Consider the following 16,508-nt stretch of genomic DNA (forward strand, 5'->3'; position numbering starts at 1 on the left):
GGCCACGACACGCACTGGCTCAACTGGCGACGCCGTCACCAGGCCCGCGCACGCTGGTTCCACCAACGCACACGGCTGAACCGGGACTACGCCCTGGTCAGCTAGCAATTGGCGGCTGCCGTACTAGACGCTCCTCGTGCGGGACATCTGGTAGCCAGCGCCACGGCGGAACTCGCCGTAGCCCGCTCGCGGTGGACATCGACCGCCGCACGTGCCACTCCGTCACGCCACGAAAGTTGGTGGCCAGGGCGACACCTACGAGGCTCATGGCCAGGCATATGGCGGCACCCGCCAGGACACGCCATGTCTCCATCTGACCCCTTCCTGCGTCGGTACCGGATCTTAGTTGGCGGCCCATGTGTCGCATCCGTGTCGCCGTACCCCTGACGGCTCTCGGCTCGACCCGCGATATCTCGCTTACAAGCTCTGTGCAGCAGGTCCGTCCTTGTCCGGGGACGGTCGTTAGCTCGGAGTACCGTCCGTCTCCGCACTCGCTGGCGCGCTGCCGTCCGTTGCGGTTGCTGTCAGTGTTGCTGTCGACAGCTTTATGGCCGGCCTAGTCCGTGGGCGGGGCTTGGGGTCCTGTGCCTGCGGGCGATGCGCGGGTCGGTCGGGCGCGGGCCGGTAGGTCACGACCTGAGGGTGCCGGTCGCCGAGGCGATACACAGCGAACGGGGCGCAGAGGTCGTCGACGAGGTCAGCCGGGAAGCGGGGCGGCGGCATGGCGGGCTCCTTCAGGTGAGAGGCGCCCAGATTAGGCGAGAGGCCCGTCCCCAGCCGGCCGTCTTGCGGGCAGAGCTTGACCCCTTCGTCCCAAAAGAACAACCGCCGGTCGATGACCTGCGCGAGCGGGTAGGTTGAGCTGCCGGAACGGTCCCAAATGGTCCACCGGTGTCCGTGGTTGCTCGCACCCGTCGTCACCCACCTAGTCACTCAGTGGTGCCAGATGCGCCCCGTCATGAGGCTTGCTGCTCGGCGGCAGGGCGGAGCTGGCCCCATTGTGGAGCTTCCTCGCCGCGGCCACCTCCGGCGCTCTGCGGCCCGGCGGCGACCGGTAACCCGACGCGGACGTACCGCGGCCCGGCACCCGAGTGAGTGCCGGGCCGCGACGGTCGGTGCGGATCAGTGCCGGTTGCGGTACGCCTTGACCACGCAGTCGACCATGTCCCAGAGCGCGATCAGGATGGTGACGACCACCGCCACGGTCGCGACGGTGTCCAGGTTGTCGCCCTGCCCCAGCCACTCGAAGCGCGCCACGAACTCGACGCTGAGCAGCCGGTCGGTCAGCAGCAGCCCGATCACCGGCACCGCGAACGCCAGGTCCAGCACCGCGTTCACCGCGACCAGCGGCCAGGTCCAGCGCCCGGCCCGGTACTTGGCGACCTCCAGGCCCACGGTGGCGACCAGCACGGCGATCAGGAACGGCAGCCAGAAGCTCCACAGCGCCGGGTCGAGGATCGGCAGGTTGCCGCCGTCGGAGGCGGGGACGAACGAGTGGAGGTGCTGCAGCGGCAGGTACGCGATGACCAGCACGAGCCAGCCGATCGTGGCGGCGGTGTCGGTCAGGGTGATCTGCCGGTGGGCCCGGGCCTCGGGGAGTTGGTCGACAGTCCATTCCGGCAGGTTCAGCGCGGTGTTGGTCCGCTCGATCACCGCGAAGACCAGCGTGACCCAGAAGGCGATCTGGACCACCACCTGGAGGGCCGCGGCGATGCCGGCGCCGACCGCGCCGCCCGGGTTCTTCCCGTCGGTCGCCTCCACCAGGCCGACCACGACGCCGACCAGGGCCGGCACGAAGGAGAGCAGCAGCTTCAGTAGTCGTTCCCAGGCCAGGTAGTAGGTCGGGCCGATGAGCTGCAGCCGGCGGTCGGCGTAGCGGGCGGCGAGCTGCGCGGGGTTGCCCAGTTCGGTGAGCACCTCCCGCTCGGCGGTGGCGGTCTCCTGCCCGCCTGCCGTCCGGTCCTCGATCATGTCCTCGATCGAGGCCCGCAACTCGGTGGCGATCTCCTCCCGGCGCGGGGCGGGTACCGATCGCAGGGTCGCGGCGAGGTAGCGGTCGGTCAGGGTGGTCATCGGTCGGCTCCTTCGATCAGCCCGGTCATGGAGGTCTGCACGGCGGCCAAGTCGTCGAGCAGCCGGCGCAGCACGGACTTGCCCTCGTCGCTGGTCCGGTAGAACTTGCGGGGCCGGCTCTCCTCGGTGTTCCACTCGCTGGTCAGCAGCCCCTGCTCCTCCAGCCGGCGCAGCAGCGGGTAGAGCGTGTTGGCGTCGACGGGAAAGCCGTGCTCGGTCAGTCGTTGCAGCAGTGCGTAGCCGTAGTCAGGGCGGCGCAGGGCGACCAGGCTCGCCATCACCACGGTGCCCCGCCGCAGCTCCTGGAGGTGCGTCCGCAGGACGTCATCGCTAACCATGCATCACACGATAGTGTGCGTCACACACTATTGTCTAGAGCCATGTCGTCGTGATGTCACGCAACGCTGTTTCTCGACACGGAAGGGGCGTCCGGTCGATCCCGGACGCCTTCGCGCACGTAACGGCCTGATCGGTACCGGCGGGAATGACCCCAGCCGGGGGGAGCCGGATACACCCTGTTGACGGTTGCCGGACGGTACCGACGTGGGTCGGCCAGCAGGTGGTGGGCAGCGTTCCTTGTCGTCCGGGACCGACTCTGATCGAGGTTCGCGATGCTTTCTTGCTGCCTCGCCGGACTGGATGAGCAATGGCGTAGGGCCGGCGAGTCTCCGGCTGCCGCCCGGCCTACCCTCGCCTGAATCCACCGGCCGTGAACCCCGGTTGCCGTCGCATACGGTTCGTACCTCCGACTTGGTCGAGGTGCCGCCTGCAAAGCAGGTGCCGAAGGGGAGATTGATGATCGTCCTCAAGAGCCGACGGTTTGGTCTGCTGTGGTGCAGTAGCCTGCTGTCGAACCTGGGCAACTGGCTGATGATCGTGGCGGTGCCGGTCTACGTCTACACCATGACCGGTTCGACGGTCAGCAGCGGCCTCGCCTTCGTCGCCCAAACCCTGCCGGCAATCGTCTTCGCCCCCGTCGCCGGGGTGCTGGTCGACCGGTGGGACCGCCGCTCGATCATGATCAGCGCTGACATGCTGCGGATGGTTGTCGTCCTGGCGCTGATTCTGGTCAACCATCCCGGCATGCTCTGGCTGCTCTACCTCGCGATGTTCTGCGAGAGCGCCATTGGGCACTTCTTTCAGCCCGCCGCCCGTGCGGTCGTCCCGGCCCTTGTCGGCCGAGGCAAAGACCTTGAGGCAGCGAATTCCTGGACCAACGTCGCAAGCGGCATCGTCCGCCTCGCCGGCGCACCGGTCGGCGGCGCGCTCTACATGCTCGTCGGCTTCGACGGGCTGGTACTGATCGACTCAGCCACATACCTGGCCTCGGCGATACTGATCTTCGGGATGGGCCGCATGCCGGTAGAGCAATCCCAGGAGCGGCCGACGTCGCACTCCGGGCTGGCCGGGCTCTGGCTCCAGGCCCGAGAGGGCGTCACCCATCTCTTTGGCCATCCGGTGCTGCGCGCCACGCTCACCGTCTCCGGTCTATTCCTGCTAGCCAACGCCGCCCTCAACGTCCTGCTCGTGCCCTACGTGATCAGCGTCCTCGGCGGTGACGCCAGCGACGTGGGCATCCTCATGGCGGCGCTGGGCGGCGGGTTCCTGCTCAGCGCAATCGCAGGGAACCACCTCTCTCGTAGCGGCCGCCTACGGCTGTCGTTCACGGGTTCCCTGCTGGCGATCACGCTCTGCTTCGCCGGGCTTTTCCTCGTCCCCTACTTCGCCGCCGCGCTGGCCTTCATCGCGCTGGCTGGGCTGCCCGGTGGCGCCCTGCTGATGCTGGTTCAGGTTCAGGTTCAACGACAGACGCCGGACCACCAACTCGGCAGGGTAAGTTCCGCGTTCTCGGCGGTGGAAATGGCGGCGACGGTGGTAGGCGGCGTGGTTGGCAGCGTGGCTGGACAACAACTGTCTCTTACCTTGACGGTCTGGCTCGTCATCGCCGTCCTCGCGATCACCGCGGCAGTGGCCGCCCTACTACTGCCGTCACAGGTCGCGACCGGCGAGCTGGAACCGACCGCCCAACAGCCTCCAGGGGTCGGAGCAAGTCGTGGCCGCTGACCCAACCGCCGCTGACCCCAGATCTCGTCTCGATCGCGAACGCCGTAGGAACCACGCCTGCTCCCGACCTCGACAGCACCCAGTAGCGTCCGCGGAGGGGTCAGCGGTTCACCAACTACAGGTAAGGCAGCGGAGGCCCCGCTGGCCGTCGCCTAGGTCACGCTCGGCTACCTGGGTATACGTCGTGGCCTGTGGTTGTTGTTAGTCGTCCATGTCCGGCCTCTGACGGCCTGGCGACGGCCTGGGCTCCCTGGCCAGCAGTCCAGGCCCCGCCTAGCCTCTGGGAGTGGAGCAGCTGCGAGACCTTGCTATCCGGCTGGCGATGGGAGAGCCGGCGGGCGATGACCTACCGATGGCGGCTGCTCATGCCCTGACCAGAGGCTTCGACTCTCCGGCCCTGCGCGAACTCGCCGGTCTGTCGAAGGGACAGTCGCGGGAAGCGGTCGACCTGTTCCGGCAGGCAATGGATGAGGTTGACTGGCCGGTCCCGGACGAGAGCGGCGCCCGGCTGCACCTGATGCGTGAGGCGGCGGCGAACATCCTTGTTGGTAAGGGCGACCCGGAGGACCTGGCCCACGAGATTTACTGGCAGGCCTGCTACTCCGGATTGCCGGAGCTGCGAGCGGTCGCCGATCGCTTCTTGGAGCTGTACGCCGGATGGGATGCCATATACAACCAACCGGAGGAAGCGGTGGCGGCCATGAAGGCGGCGGCACAGTCCTTCCTCCGCGAGCACCCGGCCTGATGGGTCATCCGCTACGCCAATGTGCTCTGAGCTGGTCGGAGCGGCCGGATCCGAACCTATGACTTCTTCGTCCCGAACGTGGGTACGACGCATCGTTGGATACCACCTAATGCCGTCATGCGATGGGGAGCGCGGCTTCGTTGCTGCCCTTGTCGTCTCCTGCTGCCCGCTGCTGGTTTTCTCGCTGCCTCCTGGCTGCCTCTGCGGCACGGCAGTGGCCGACTCCGCCTCTTTGCGGCCCGCTTAGCCCAGCTGTCCCCGCTCGCGTTGCCGGACGGCCAGCCGCTCCAGCGCGGCCTGGTGGGCGCGTCGGTACTTGCGCCAGTACCGGACTCGCCACCACCGCAGCGGCACCCGTTGCACGAACGACGCCCGCTGAGACGGTTCTGGCTCGTAGCCGTACCAGCCATCCTCACGCTCGGCTTCGCTCGGTCGCCGTTCGGCGGTCATGTGGCCAGTGTCGCAAGCCTTGCAGCAGGGTGGAAGCACTCGCGGCTGCGGGTTCTGGATGAGGCGAAGACGGCATCATGGCCTGATGGCGGCAGCGGAGGCGTGGTTCTTGGGCGGACCGGTCGACGGGAGATTGATGGCAGTGGAGGTGACCGTCGACGGCAGCCCGCCGACGGTGGTGAACCTGCCTCAGGCTGGCTTCTATGTCGGGGCACAGGATGTTCGGGCGCCCGCGGTTGAGCATGTCTACATTCTCGCTGACGCGCTTGATGACACCCAGATCTACCAGTACCGGCAGCCACCGGCTTCGGAGGCGACAGACTGACGGCGTTCGCCGGCGACCTACGATCCGGTAGCTGCCGTCGACCGCAGGCTCGGCCTGCATGATCGCTGCATCGATGGGAACGGACAGGTACGCCTCTTCGGTTGTGGAACGCTGCAAGCGGACGGCAATCGAGTACGCCTTGGGAGGCTCGGACATCCGCGCAGCATAGTCGGCCAGTTCCTGTCAGCCCGTGATCTGTTGGTCCACTCGACAAGATTCAGGCTGGTGTGCTGCGCCTCAATCGACTCATGGCGCTGCACAGGGCTGGCACTGCACGCTTGCTCGCTTCCAAGGCGTGTTAGCCGTCACCGAAGGTGACGGCTAACACGCCTGGTGCAATACCGGCGCCGGAGTGTCGACGATCTGGCAGGTCAGGTGACCCCGATGTTCAGGTAGAAGTGGCCGAGCTTGAGCGAAAGCGAGGCGCCTCCGAAGTGGTGAATGAGCAGCGCCAACAGGATGACGATCAAGATGCAGACGACGAGCCAGATCAGGAACCACACGAACCCTGGGATCCCGTAGCGACCGACGCGAGCCATTAGGCTCGCCCCCTCGCGGTCGGCGCTGCAACACGCGCCGCTGCACATGGACGTGTCGGCTGTGGGCAACTGCGCCCGACGCTAGCGGACGTCTCCATACAGTCTCCTTCGTTGAGGTGTCCGCGAAATTTCCCTACTGAGACGCGCGTCAAACCGGGCCGGAGGAGCCCGCTTCAGGATCCCGCCGGGGCCGGGCCGTGTCTGTGTTGTCGGTGAACGGCCACGTTCAAGCGTGTCCCGGTCTACAGCAGTGGAGTGGTCCACTCAGGCACACTGAAGTGACCCTATCGGCCGGACACCTCGATGTCTGTTAGGGACTCGTGGTGGATCTTCTCGTAGGTGTCAGGGCTGACGTTACCCAGACGGCTGTGCCGGCGGCGAGGGTTGTGGAAGCCCTCGATGTGGTAGAAGACCTCCGTCTCCAGTTCGTGCCAGCTGGGCCAGGCGCGGGTGTAGACCAGCTCGGTCTTCAAGGTGGCGAGGAACGTCTCGGCCAGGGCGTTATCGAAGCAGTCGGCCACGGAGCCCATTGAGGCGAGGACGCCGCAGGAGCGCAGGGTGCGGCCGAACTCGAACGATGTGTACTGGGCGTTCCGCGGTCTGAGTGGTGGATGACCTGGTCGCGGGCGGGGTCGGCGGTGCTGGATGGCCATGCCGACGGCGTCGAGGTTCAGCTCGGTGCGCAGGTGGTCGGCCATCGCCCAGCCGACGACGCGGCGGGAGTAGGCGTCGACGACCACGGCGAGGTAAAGGAATCCTTCTTAGGTGCGCAGGTAGGAGATGTCGGCGACCCACAACCGGTTGGGTGCGGTCGCGGTGAACTGCCGCTGGACCAGGTCCGGCGCGGTCGCGGTCGACGCCGCCTTGCGGCGGGGCTTACCCCCCCGGCGTCGGTGGGCGCCCTCGATGCCGGCCAGGCGCATCAGCCGGGCCACCGCCGTGCGGTTCCACCGGTGGCCGCGTTCGTGCAGTTCGGCGGTGAGCCGTCGGGCGCCGTAGACGCCGCGGTGCTCCGACCACGCCTGCCGGGTCACCTTGACACCGCGCTACGGCACCGCTACCGACAACAGGAGACGGCCAGGGAGAGGGCCGGCGAGGCCTGGCACGACACCGGCATGATCTTCACGACCCGCTACGGGCTGCCGGTCGAGCCGCGGAACTTCAACCGGTCCTACGACAGCCGCATCGCCAGAGCCGGCGTCCCTAAGATCACCGTTCACGACGCCCGGCGTACCTGCTGGTCGACCTGGACGTGCATCCCCGGATCGCGATGGCGATCCTGAGGCACGCGGACTTCTCGATCACGATGGAGATCTACAGCCAGGTCTCGTCCAAGGCCACCCGAGAAGCCCTACGGAAGCTCGGCGAGAGCCTCGATCAATGAGCCGTTGCTGTACTTCGCTGCTGTACAAGATCAGAAAAGGCCATCCGGAAGATTCCGAATGGCCTTTGACCTGCGTCGGGACGGCCGGATTCGAACCGACGACCCCTTGACCCCCAGTCAAGTGCGCTACCAAGCTGCGCCACGTCCCGATGCCCCCGCGCGGTTTTCCCCCGCGACAGCCGGTACAGCTTAGCGCAGGATCCTCCCAGCGCGAGCACGCCCCCTCCCGCGCCGTCCGTCCCCATCCGTCACACCCGCTAGAGCGTCCTGGGCGGGTGGGTGTGGGTAAGGGAACGCCGGGCGGCGCGGGGCCGCCCGGCGTTTCGACGTACGGGTCAGCCGTGGGCCTTGCCGCGACCGCCGGGACCGAGCTTCTTGCGGGGGCGTACGGAGATCTCCACCGGACTGCCCTCGAAGCCGAACTCCTCGCGGAGCTTGCGCTCGACGAAGCGTTGGTACCCGGCGTCCAGCGGCGCGGTGGTGAAGAGCACGAACCGCGGCGGCGCGACCCCTGCCTGGGTGGCGAAGAGGATCTTCGGGGCCCGACCACCGCGCACCGGGTGCGGGGTGGCCTGGACCAGCGCGGTCAGCCACTGGTTGAGCTGCGCGGTCGGCACCCGGGTCTCCCAGCTGTCCAGGGCCTTGCGCAGCGCCGGCGCGAGCTTGTCCACCGCCCGGCCGGTCATCGCGGACAGGTTCAGCCGGATCGCCCAGGGGATCCGGCGCAGCTCCCGCTCGATCTCCTTGTCCAGGTAGTACCGGCGGTCGGCGTCGACCAGGTCCCACTTGTTGAAGGCGATGACCAGGGCCCGGCCGGCCTCGGTGACCATGGTGAGGATCCGCTGGTCCTGCTCGCTGATCGGCTCGCTGGCGTCGAGCAGCACCACCGCGACCTCGGCCGCGTCGATCGCCCCGGCGGTCCGCAGGCTGGCGTAGTACTCGGTGCCGCTGGCCTTGTCGACCCGCTTGCGCAGCCCGGCGGTGTCCACCAGCTGCCAGGTCTCGCCGCCGATCTCCGCCAGGCTGTCGACCGGGTCGACGGTGGTGCCGGCGACCGAGTCGACGACCGCGCGCAGCTCGCCGGAGAAGCGGTTGAGCAGGCTGGACTTGCCGACGTTGGGCCGGCCCACGAGGGCCACCCGGCGGGGACCGCGCGGGCGGTTGTCGACGATCTTCGGCGCCTCGGGCAGCGCGTCCAGGATGGCGTCGAGCAGGTCGCCCGAGCCCCGGCCGTGCAGGGCGGAGACCGGGAAGGGCTCACCGAGGCCGAGCGACCATAGCGAGGTGGCTTCCATCTCGATGGCGGTGTTGTCGGTCTTGTTCGCCACCAGGATCACCGGCTTCGCGCTGCGCCGCAGCATCTTCACCGCGGCCTCGTCCACGTCGGTCGAACCGACCATCGCGTCGACCACGAAGAGCACCACGTCGGCGGTGACGACCGCGATCTCGGCCTGCGCGGCGATCGCGGCGGCGCGGTCCTTGGCGTCGGGCTCCCAGCCGCCGGTGTCCATCACGGTGAACGACCGGCCGTTCCACTGCGCGTCGTAGGGCACCCGGTCCCGGGTCACCCCGGAGACGTCCTCGACGACCGCCTGCCGGCGGCCGATGATCCGGTTGACCAGCGTCGACTTGCCCACGTTGGGGCGGCCGACCACGGCCACCACGGGCTGCGGGCCGGACGGCTCCTCGGTGTCGAGGTCCGGCTCGCGCAGCTCCACCCAACCAGCGCTCTCCTCGGTCATGCCACGCCCCGCTCGGTGAGCAGCGCGCGCAGCCGGGCGACGACCTCGTCGATGCCCAGCTCGGTGGTGTCCAGCACCACCGCGTCGGGGGTCTGCTGCAACGGGTCGGCCTTGCGGCTCGAGTCGAGCTTGTCGCGGCGGGCCAGGTCGGCGGCGGTCACGGCGACGTCGGCGGCGTCCTCGGCGCTGCGCCGCTGGGCGCGGGCCGTCTCGGAGGCAGTCAGGTAGACCTTCAGGTCGGCGTCGGGCGCCACCACCGAGCCGATGTCGCGGCCCTCGACCACGATCCGGCGGGCGTCGGCGATGATCTGCCGCTGCCGGGCGACGAGGATGGCCCGGACCGCCGGCACGGCGGCCACGGCGGAGACCGCGCCGGTCACCTCGGGGCCGCGGATCTCCTTGTCGATGCTCACGCCGTCGGCGGTCACGCCGTACCCCTGGGGGTCGGTGCCGATGCGCAGGTCCACCTCACCGGTGACCTTGGCCACCGACTCGGCGTCGGTCAGGTCGACCCCCGAGCGCAGCACCGCCCAGGTGAGCGCCCGGTACATCGCGCCGGTGTCGAGGTAGCGGGCGTCCAGGCTGACGGCGAGCCGCCGCGAGACGGTGGATTTACCCGAACCGGATGGCCCGTCCACTGCGACCACGCACCGCCCGGTCCGTTCGTTCTGCCCCACCGTGTTCCTCCTCAGCCCGTACCTCGCGGGTCGCCGGTTTCTCCGGCGCCGTTGAGCGGTTGTCCATCGTCAATGATGCCCGCGGTCCCGTCCGGGCCGCGCGCGACGTCGCCGGGCGCGACCCGCGACACGCGCGGCCCACCTCAGCCGCGAGGAAGCCTACCCGCCGCGGTACCCGGAACGACTCCGGTCAGTCGCCGACGGCCTTGAACAGCGCGCCGACCTCCGCGTTGGTCAGCCGGCGGGTCCGCCCGGCGCGCAGGTCGCCCAGCCGGATCGGCCCGATCGAGGTACGCACCAGCCGGGCCACCGGGTGGCCCACCTCGGCCAGCAGGCGCCGGACGATGTGCTTGCGCCCCTCGTGCAGGATCAGCTCCACCTGGGCGGTTTTGCCCAGCGTGTCCACCACCTTGAAGGATTCGACCGTCACCGGGCCGTCCTCCAGCTCCACCCCGGCCAGCAGTCGCCTGCTCAGGTTGCGCGGGATCGGCCCGGCCACCTCGCAGAGGTACGTCTTCGACACCCCGTACGACGGGTGCATCAGCCGGTGGGCCAGGGTGCCGTCGTTGGTGAGCAGCAGCAGCCCCTCGCTGTCCGCGTCGAGCCGCCCGACGTGGTAGACCCGCTGCTCCACCCGGTTGCCGAGGAAGTCGGCCAGCGCGGTGCGCCCCTTCTCGTCCGCCATGGTGGAGACCACCCCGCGGGGCTTGTTCATCGCCAGGTAGACCAGCCGGGTGTCGACGACCAGCCGTTCGCCGTCGACGTGGATCACGGCGGTGGCCGGGTCGACCTTGTCGCCGAGCCGTGCGACCCGGCCGTCGACGGTCACCCGACGCCGGAAGATCAGGTCCTCGCAGGCGCGGCGGGAGCCCACGCCGGCGGCGGCCATCACCTTCTGCAGGCGCTCACCCTCGGGCGCGTCGGTACGGACGGTGCGGTCATCGCGTGGCATCAGCAAGCTCTTCTACGTCGTCGGGGAGGAACGGGGCGAGCGGCGGGAGGTCGTGCACGGAGTTCAGCCCGAGCTTCTCCAGGAACATCGTGGTCGTCCGGTAGAGGAACGCCCCGCTGTCCGGTTCGGTGCCGCACTCGGAGATGAGGCCGCGGGAGACCAGCGTACGGATCACCCCGTCGCAGTTCACACCGCGGATGGCGGAGATCCGCGACCGGGTGACCGGCTGCTTGTAGGCGACCACGGCCAGTGTCTCCAGCGCGGCCTGGGTCAGCCGTGCCGACTGCCCGTCCAACACGAACCGCTCGACGTAGGTCGCGTATTCCGGGCGGGTGTAGAGACGCCAGCCACCGGCCGCCCGGCGCAGCTCGAAACCGTGCCCGGACGCGGTGTAGCCGGCGGCGATCTCGTCCAGCATCGGGCCGACCCGCGCGGCCGGCTGTTCCAGCACCTCGGCGAGGGTCAGCTCGCTGACCGGCTCGTCCACCACCAGCAGGATCGCCTCCAGCGCGCCGCGCAGCTCGGCGTCGTCCAGCTCCGGCGCGGGCGCGGGCGCGGGCGCGGGCCTCGCCCGTCGTCGCCCCGCCGGCTGCTTCGTCGGTACGCCCGCAGCCGCGCCCTCCCCCACCGGCTCATCCGTGACGGCAGCCACCTCCGCCACCGGCTCATCCGGGACGGCAGCCACCTCCGCCACCGGTTCCGCCGGACCCGCGTCCGGCTCTTCCGGCTCTTCCGGCTCTTCCGGCTCGTCCGAGATCTTGGACGATTCGGGCCCCTCGAGGGGCAGCCCGCTTCCAAGATCTCCTACTGGGGAGTCCGACGCGGAGGTGGGGCGGCGTTCCCACGGGGGAACCCAGGCGGCGGCCTGATCGGCCAGGGAGTCCCGGTGCTCCTCGTCACTCATCGCGCTCACTCCTCCGTCGTTCCCGTCTCGTCGCCCGGCTCCTCCGGCTGCGGCGCGGGCAGCCCTCCGTCGCCGGACGCCTGCGTGGACGCACCCGCCCCGCCCCCGCCGTCGACGGTCGGCGGGTCCGGGGCCGCCTCCGCCGGCTCCGGGGAGCCGGCGTACTCGTCGATGTGCAGCTCGGTGTCGCCGTCGGTGGGGCCGGTCCAGCGGACGGTCAACTCCTCCAGCGCCTGCTCCTGGACGAAGGCGACCAGGCCCTCCCGGTAGAGCTCCAGCAGGGCGAGGAAGCGGGCCACCACCTCCAGGGTGATCTCGCAGTCGGCGCAGAGCAGCGAGAAGGTGGCGATGCCGGCGCGCCGCAGCCGCTCGGTGAGGATCCCGGCGTGCTCGCGGACGCTGACCCGGACCATGTGCACGTGGGCGATCGAGACCTCCGGCGTGGGCTTCGGGGTCATCGCCTTGATCGCGAGCTTGAGCAGCCGCTCCGGGCCGATGCCGAGCACCAGGTCGGGCAGTGCCTCGGCGTACCGGGGCTCCAGGGTGACCGCTCGCGGGTAGCGCCGCCCGCCGACCGCCTCCAGCTCGGCGATGTGCGCCGCGGCCTCCTTGTACGCCTTGTACTGCAGCAGCCGGGCGAAGAGCAGGTCCCGCGCCTCCAGGAGAGCGAGGTCCTCCTCGTCCTCCACCTCGGCGGCGGGCAGCAGCCGGGCCGCCTTGAGGTCGAGCAGGGTGGCCGCGATCAGCAGGAACTCGCTGGCCTCGTCCAGGTCCCACTGGTCGCCCATCGCCCGGATGTAGGCGATGAACTCGTCGGTGACCTTGTGCAGGGCCACCTCGGTGACGTCGAGCTTGTGCCTGCCGATCAGTTGCAGCAGCAGGTCGAACGGGCCGGTGAAGTTGTCCAGCCGGACGGTGAACCCGCTGGTCTCCGCGACGGGCACGACGCCGTCGACCTCCGCGGCCAGCTCGGCGGCGACCGCCGGGTCGGCGGCGCCGGGCGGCGCGGCGGGTGGGTCGAGGGGCGGTGCGGTCACCCGACGACCGTAGTGGACGGGCCGGACGGGCCGGTGACCTGGTGCACCCCGGGCCTACCGGTCCTCCTGGGCGGCGATCACCTCACGGGCCAGCTGGCGGTAGTTGCGCGCGCCGGAGGAGGCCGGGTCAAGCGTGGTGATCGGGGCGCCGGCGACGGTCGACTCGGGGAACTTGACGGTTTTGGTGATCACCGTCTGGTAGACCTTGTCGCCGAAGGCTTCCACCACCCGCTGGAGCACCTGCCGGCAGTGCGTGGTGCGACTGTCGTACATGGTGGCGAGGATGCCCTCGAGCTCCAGGTCGAAATTGAGCCGCTCGCGGACCTTGTCGATGGTGTCCAGCAGCAGCGCCACCCCGCGCAGGCTGAAGAACTCGCACTCCAGGGGGATGAGCACGCCGTGCGCGACGGTCAACGCGTTGATCGCCAGCAGGCCGAGCGAGGGCTGGCAGTCGATCAGGATGTAGTCGTACTCCTTGCGGACGGTCCGGAGCACGCGGGCCAGCGCCATCTCCCGGGCGACCTCGTTGACCAGCTGGATCTCGGCGGCGGAGAGGTCGATGTTGGCCGGTAGCAGGTGCAGCCCGGCCACGTCGGTCTTGATCAGGACGTCCTCGGCGAGGACGTCGTCCTGCATGAGCAGGTTGTAGACCGACAGGTCGAGGTTGTGCGGGTTGACCCCCAGCCCCACCGAGAGCGCGCCCTGCGGGTCGAAGTCCACCAGCAGCACCTTGCGGCCGTACTCGGCGAGCGCGGCGCCCAGGTTGATGGTCGTGGTGGTCTTGCCGACGCCACCCTTCTGGTTGGCCATCGCGATGATCCGCGCCGGGCCGTGCCGGTCGGTCGGCATGGGCTCCGGGATGGGCTTGCGCATCGTGTACGCGGCCGGGTCGGCCGGACCCAGGTCAGCGCCGAGCGACGCCTGCTGCTCGCGGAGCTCCGACGTCCAGGCGTCGGCACGGTCACCGTTGCCAGCCATGTCCTCGTTGCCCCCTCCCGACGACCACCCGGCGTCGGAGCCGCCCGACGTCCTTCGCGGCGCCGCTGCGCACCCCGGTTCGTCGCCCCAGGAGGTCCGCGCCGATGCCGACTGTACGCCACGCACCAGCAGCACGTTCGGTACCCGGTCGGCGTGTCGGACGTACCGGCCGGTCAGGACGGTCGGGGCCGGCTCAGCCGCGGGCGCGCGGGTGCGCGGTGGCGTACACCTCGCGCAGCCGCTCCACAGTGACCAACGTGTACACCTGGGTGGTGGTCACCGAGGCGTGGCCGAGCAGCTCCTGCACCACCCGGACGTCGGCGCCGCCGTCGAGCAGGTGGGTGGCGTACGAGTGGCGCAGGGTGTGCGGCGAGACCGCGCCGGGGCCCTCCACCGGCAGGCCGGCCCGCTCGGCGGTGCGGCGCAGGATGGTCCACGCGCCCTGCCGGGACAGCACGCCGCCACGGGCGTTGACGAAGACCACCGGGGTGCCCCGGCCGGCGGCGACCAGCGTCGGGCGGCCCCGGACCAGCCAGGCGCGCAGCGCCTCGACCGCGTACCCGCCGAGCGGCACGAGCCGGGTCCGGCCGCCCTTGCCGCGCAGCACGACCGCACCGTCGTCGGTGTCCAGGTCGTCCACGGCGAGGCCGACGGCCTCGGAGATGCGCGCGCCGGTGCCGTACAGGAACTCCAGCAGCGCCCGGTCGCGCAGCGCGAGGGGCGCCTGGTCGCCGGTGGCGGTCACCGCGCCGGCGGTCTCCAGCAGCCGGACCACGTCGTCGACCGGCAGCGCGCGGGGCAGCCGGCGCGGCGGCGTGGGCGGGCGGACGTCGCGGCTGGGGTCGGCGCCGGCCATCCCCTCGCGCAGCGCGAAGCGGTGCAGGCCGCGCACCGCGCTGGCCGCCCGGGCCGCCGACGACACCGCCAGGGGCGGGTGGTCGTCGTCGCCGGCGCGTAGCCGGGCCAGGTGGGCCTCGACCTGGGCCGCGCCGACCGCGGCCAGGTCGGTCACCCCGGCCGCGGCCAGGGTGCCGAGGTAGCGGTCCAGGTCCCGGCGGTACGACGAGAGCGTGTTGGCGGAGAGTCCACGCTCGACGGTGAGGTGGTCGAGGTAGCCGCGGACGGCGCGGCGCAGGGCCGGCGCGGGCTGCTCGCCCGTGCCGGCCCCGGCCGGTGTTCCGGTCAGCCCGTCGCCCCTCAGGCCAGCACGTCCGCCAGCGGCAGGGTGGCCATGCCGTGCGCGTCGGCGACCGGGCCGTAGACGACCTGACCCTCGTGGGTGTTCAGGCCCAGCGCGAGGGCCGGATCGCGGCGCAGCGCCTCCCGCCAGCCGTGGTTGGCCAGCTCGAGGGCGTACGGCAGGGTGACGTTGGTCAGCGCGTGGGTGCTGGTGTTCGGCACCGCGCCGGGCATGTTCGCCACGCAGTAGAAGATCGACTCGTGCACCTTGTAGACCGGGTCGGCGTGCGTGGTGGGACGCGAGTCCTCGAAGCAGCCGCCCTGGTCGATGGCGATGTCGACGAGCACGCTGCCCGACTTCATCCGGGAGACCAGCTCGTTGGAGATGAGCTTCGGCGCCTTCGCGCCCGGCACCAGGACCGCGCCGATGACCAGGTCCGCGTCGAGCACGGCCCGCTCGATCTCGTACGCGTTGGAGGCGACCGTCTGCAGGTGGCCCCGGTAGATGGCGTCGGCCTGGCGCAGCCGGGCCACGTTCTTGTCCAGCAGCAGCACCTCGGACTGCAGGCCCAGCGCGATCGCCGCGGCGTTCATGCCGGACACGCCGGCGCCGATGACCACGGTCTTCGCCGCGTACACGCCGGAGACGCCGCCCGGCAGCACGCCGCGGCCGCCGCCGGTACGCATCATGTAGAAGGCGCCCACCTGCGGGGCGAGCCGGCCGGCCACCTCGGACATCGGGGCGAGCAGCGGCAGCGAGCGGTCGGGCAGCTCGACCGTCTCGTACGCGATGCCGGTGACCTTGCGGTCGATCAGCGCGTCGGTGCACGTCTTCGAGGCGGCCAGGTGCAGGTAGGTGAAGAGCACCTGCCCCTCGCGCATCCGGTGGTACTCCTCCTCGACCGGCTCCTTGACCTTGAGCACCAGCTCGGCGGCGTCCCACACCTCGTCGGCGGTGGCCAGGATCTTGGCTCCGGCCGCGGCGAACTCCTCGTCGCTGATGCTGGAGCCGACGCCGGCGCCGGACTCGACGAGGACCTGGTGACCGCTGCGGGTGAACTCGTTGACGCCCGCCGGCGTGATCGCCACGCGGTACTCGTGGTTCTTGACCTCGCGTGGGATTCCGACCTTCACGATGCAGACACCTCTCTTCGGGGCTGCCTCACCCCGACTGCTCGGTGCGCGGACGGCCCCATTGCCGCCGCAGTCCACCGATCCCGCCGGCGGCAGTCTAGGCGCGCGGGCACCTTTCGGGAGCCAGCACAGTGACATCCGGTGCCTGGTCGTCCTGACGAAGTGTCAGGCGTCGACCGGGCCGGCGGTGGAGACCACCTCAGCCGTCGGGACAATGTTCGCGCCCATCGTCCCACCGTCGGCGCTACGGTGCGGACAGGATCGCCGGTGATCACCAAGGTGTCCGCTCATATGCCAGGGGCCGCGCGGTGACACCGCGCGGCCC

17 protein-coding genes, 1 tRNA gene and 2 pseudogenes are annotated in these 16,508 nt (G+C 70.2%); 4 read left to right on the forward strand and 16 right to left on the reverse strand.

Features of this window, described 5'->3' with window-relative positions; all coding sequences use genetic code 11:
• Positions 1-1,122 precede the first annotated feature (1,122 nt).
• Entirely contained in the window at positions 1,123-2,073 is a 951-nt protein-coding gene (locus tag SLP03_RS25015) for a permease prefix domain 1-containing protein (RefSeq protein WP_319463075.1), read from the reverse strand.
• Positions 2,070-2,411 (reverse strand): PadR family transcriptional regulator, encoded by a 342-nt coding sequence (locus tag SLP03_RS25020; protein ID WP_319463076.1) that lies wholly within the window; start codon positions 2,409-2,411, stop codon positions 2,070-2,072. The genes SLP03_RS25015 and SLP03_RS25020 overlap by 4 nt, the downstream gene beginning before the upstream one ends.
• Positions 2,412-2,868: 457 nt before the next feature.
• Between SLP03_RS25020 and SLP03_RS25025 the strand changes: the two genes are divergently transcribed.
• On the forward strand, positions 2,869-4,137 hold the full coding sequence (locus SLP03_RS25025) for an MFS transporter (protein WP_319463077.1): 1,269 nt from the start codon (positions 2,869-2,871) through the stop codon (positions 4,135-4,137).
• A gap of 286 nt (positions 4,138-4,423) precedes the next feature.
• Positions 4,424-4,882 carry a hypothetical protein gene (locus SLP03_RS25030; protein WP_319463078.1) on the forward strand — a complete coding sequence of 153 codons (459 nt, stop codon included), beginning with the start codon at positions 4,424-4,426 and terminating at the stop codon, positions 4,880-4,882.
• 243 nt (positions 4,883-5,125) lie between these two features.
• On the opposite strand, the gene SLP03_RS25035 is transcribed toward SLP03_RS25030, so the two are convergent.
• Positions 5,126-5,332: a hypothetical protein gene (locus SLP03_RS25035; protein ID WP_319463079.1), complete on the reverse strand. Its 207-nt coding sequence runs from the start codon at positions 5,330-5,332 to the stop codon at positions 5,126-5,128.
• An 85-nt stretch (positions 5,333-5,417) separates the two neighbouring features.
• On the opposite strand from SLP03_RS25035, the gene SLP03_RS25040 reads away from it, so the two are divergent.
• Positions 5,418-5,657, forward strand: a complete 240-nt coding sequence (locus SLP03_RS25040) for a hypothetical protein (protein ID WP_319463080.1) — start codon at positions 5,418-5,420, stop codon at positions 5,655-5,657.
• 371 nt (positions 5,658-6,028) lie between these two features.
• On the opposite strand, the gene SLP03_RS25045 is transcribed toward SLP03_RS25040, so the two are convergent.
• The 4 genes and pseudogenes from SLP03_RS25045 to SLP03_RS25055 form a co-directional block, all read right to left on the reverse strand.
• The gene (locus SLP03_RS25045) at positions 6,029-6,160 is read right to left on the reverse strand and encodes a hypothetical protein (RefSeq protein WP_260428364.1); all 132 of its coding nucleotides are present in this window, start codon (positions 6,158-6,160) and stop codon (positions 6,029-6,031) included.
• A 320-nt stretch (positions 6,161-6,480) separates the two neighbouring features.
• Entirely contained in the window at positions 6,481-6,726 is a 246-nt protein-coding gene (locus tag SLP03_RS31750) for an IS3 family transposase (RefSeq protein WP_413644746.1), read from the reverse strand.
• Positions 6,721-6,942, reverse strand: a pseudogene (locus SLP03_RS31755) (IS3 family transposase); the annotation flags it as partial. The gene SLP03_RS31750 and the pseudogene SLP03_RS31755, both read right to left, overlap by 6 nt.
• Positions 6,943-6,957: 15 nt before the next feature.
• Positions 6,958-7,230: an IS3 family transposase gene (locus SLP03_RS25055; protein WP_319463082.1), complete on the reverse strand. Its 273-nt coding sequence runs from the start codon at positions 7,228-7,230 to the stop codon at positions 6,958-6,960.
• Between SLP03_RS25055 and SLP03_RS25060 the strand changes: the two are divergent.
• Positions 7,219-7,580 (forward strand): annotated as a pseudogene (locus SLP03_RS25060) (site-specific integrase); the annotation flags it as partial. The gene SLP03_RS25055 and the pseudogene SLP03_RS25060 sit on opposite strands and share 12 nt — an antisense overlap.
• A gap of 75 nt (positions 7,581-7,655) precedes the next feature.
• On the opposite strand, the gene SLP03_RS25065 reads toward SLP03_RS25060, so the two are convergent.
• The 9 genes from SLP03_RS25065 to ald form a co-directional block, all read right to left on the reverse strand.
• A tRNA-Pro gene (locus tag SLP03_RS25065) sits at positions 7,656-7,729 on the reverse strand.
• A 186-nt stretch (positions 7,730-7,915) separates the two neighbouring features.
• On the reverse strand, positions 7,916-9,322 hold the full coding sequence (der, locus tag SLP03_RS25070) for a ribosome biogenesis GTPase Der (protein WP_319463083.1): 1,407 nt from the start codon (positions 9,320-9,322) through the stop codon (positions 7,916-7,918).
• A complete protein-coding gene (cmk, locus tag SLP03_RS25075) occupies positions 9,319-9,999 on the reverse strand; it encodes a (d)CMP kinase (protein WP_319463084.1) in 681 nt (226 codons plus the stop codon). The genes der and cmk overlap by 4 nt, the downstream gene beginning before the upstream one ends.
• Before the next feature lie 190 nt (positions 10,000-10,189).
• Complete coding sequence (locus SLP03_RS25080) at positions 10,190-10,951, reverse strand: pseudouridine synthase (RefSeq protein ID WP_319463085.1); 762 nt, start codon at positions 10,949-10,951, stop codon at positions 10,190-10,192.
• Positions 10,938-11,855: an SMC-Scp complex subunit ScpB gene (gene scpB, locus SLP03_RS25085; protein WP_319463086.1), complete on the reverse strand. Its 918-nt coding sequence runs from the start codon at positions 11,853-11,855 to the stop codon at positions 10,938-10,940. Before scpB ends, SLP03_RS25080 begins: the two co-directional genes overlap by 14 nt.
• A 5-nt stretch (positions 11,856-11,860) precedes the next feature.
• Complete coding sequence (locus SLP03_RS25090) at positions 11,861-12,892, reverse strand: ScpA family protein (protein WP_319463087.1); 1,032 nt, start codon at positions 12,890-12,892, stop codon at positions 11,861-11,863.
• Between the two features lie 54 nt (positions 12,893-12,946).
• A complete protein-coding gene (locus tag SLP03_RS25095) occupies positions 12,947-13,870 on the reverse strand; it encodes an AAA family ATPase (protein ID WP_319463088.1) in 924 nt (307 codons plus the stop codon).
• Between the two features lie 193 nt (positions 13,871-14,063).
• On the reverse strand, positions 14,064-15,071 hold the full coding sequence (locus SLP03_RS25100) for a site-specific tyrosine recombinase XerD (protein WP_413644747.1): 1,008 nt from the start codon (positions 15,069-15,071) through the stop codon (positions 14,064-14,066).
• Positions 15,068-16,183: an alanine dehydrogenase gene (gene ald / locus SLP03_RS25105; RefSeq protein ID WP_319463089.1), complete on the reverse strand. Its 1,116-nt coding sequence runs from the start codon at positions 16,181-16,183 to the stop codon at positions 15,068-15,070. The genes SLP03_RS25100 and ald overlap by 4 nt, the downstream gene beginning before the upstream one ends.
• Positions 16,184-16,508: the final 325 nt, after the last annotated feature.

The organism is Micromonospora sp. RTP1Z1, assembly GCF_033804685.1.
Taxonomy (GTDB): domain Bacteria; phylum Actinomycetota; class Actinomycetes; order Mycobacteriales; family Micromonosporaceae; genus Micromonospora.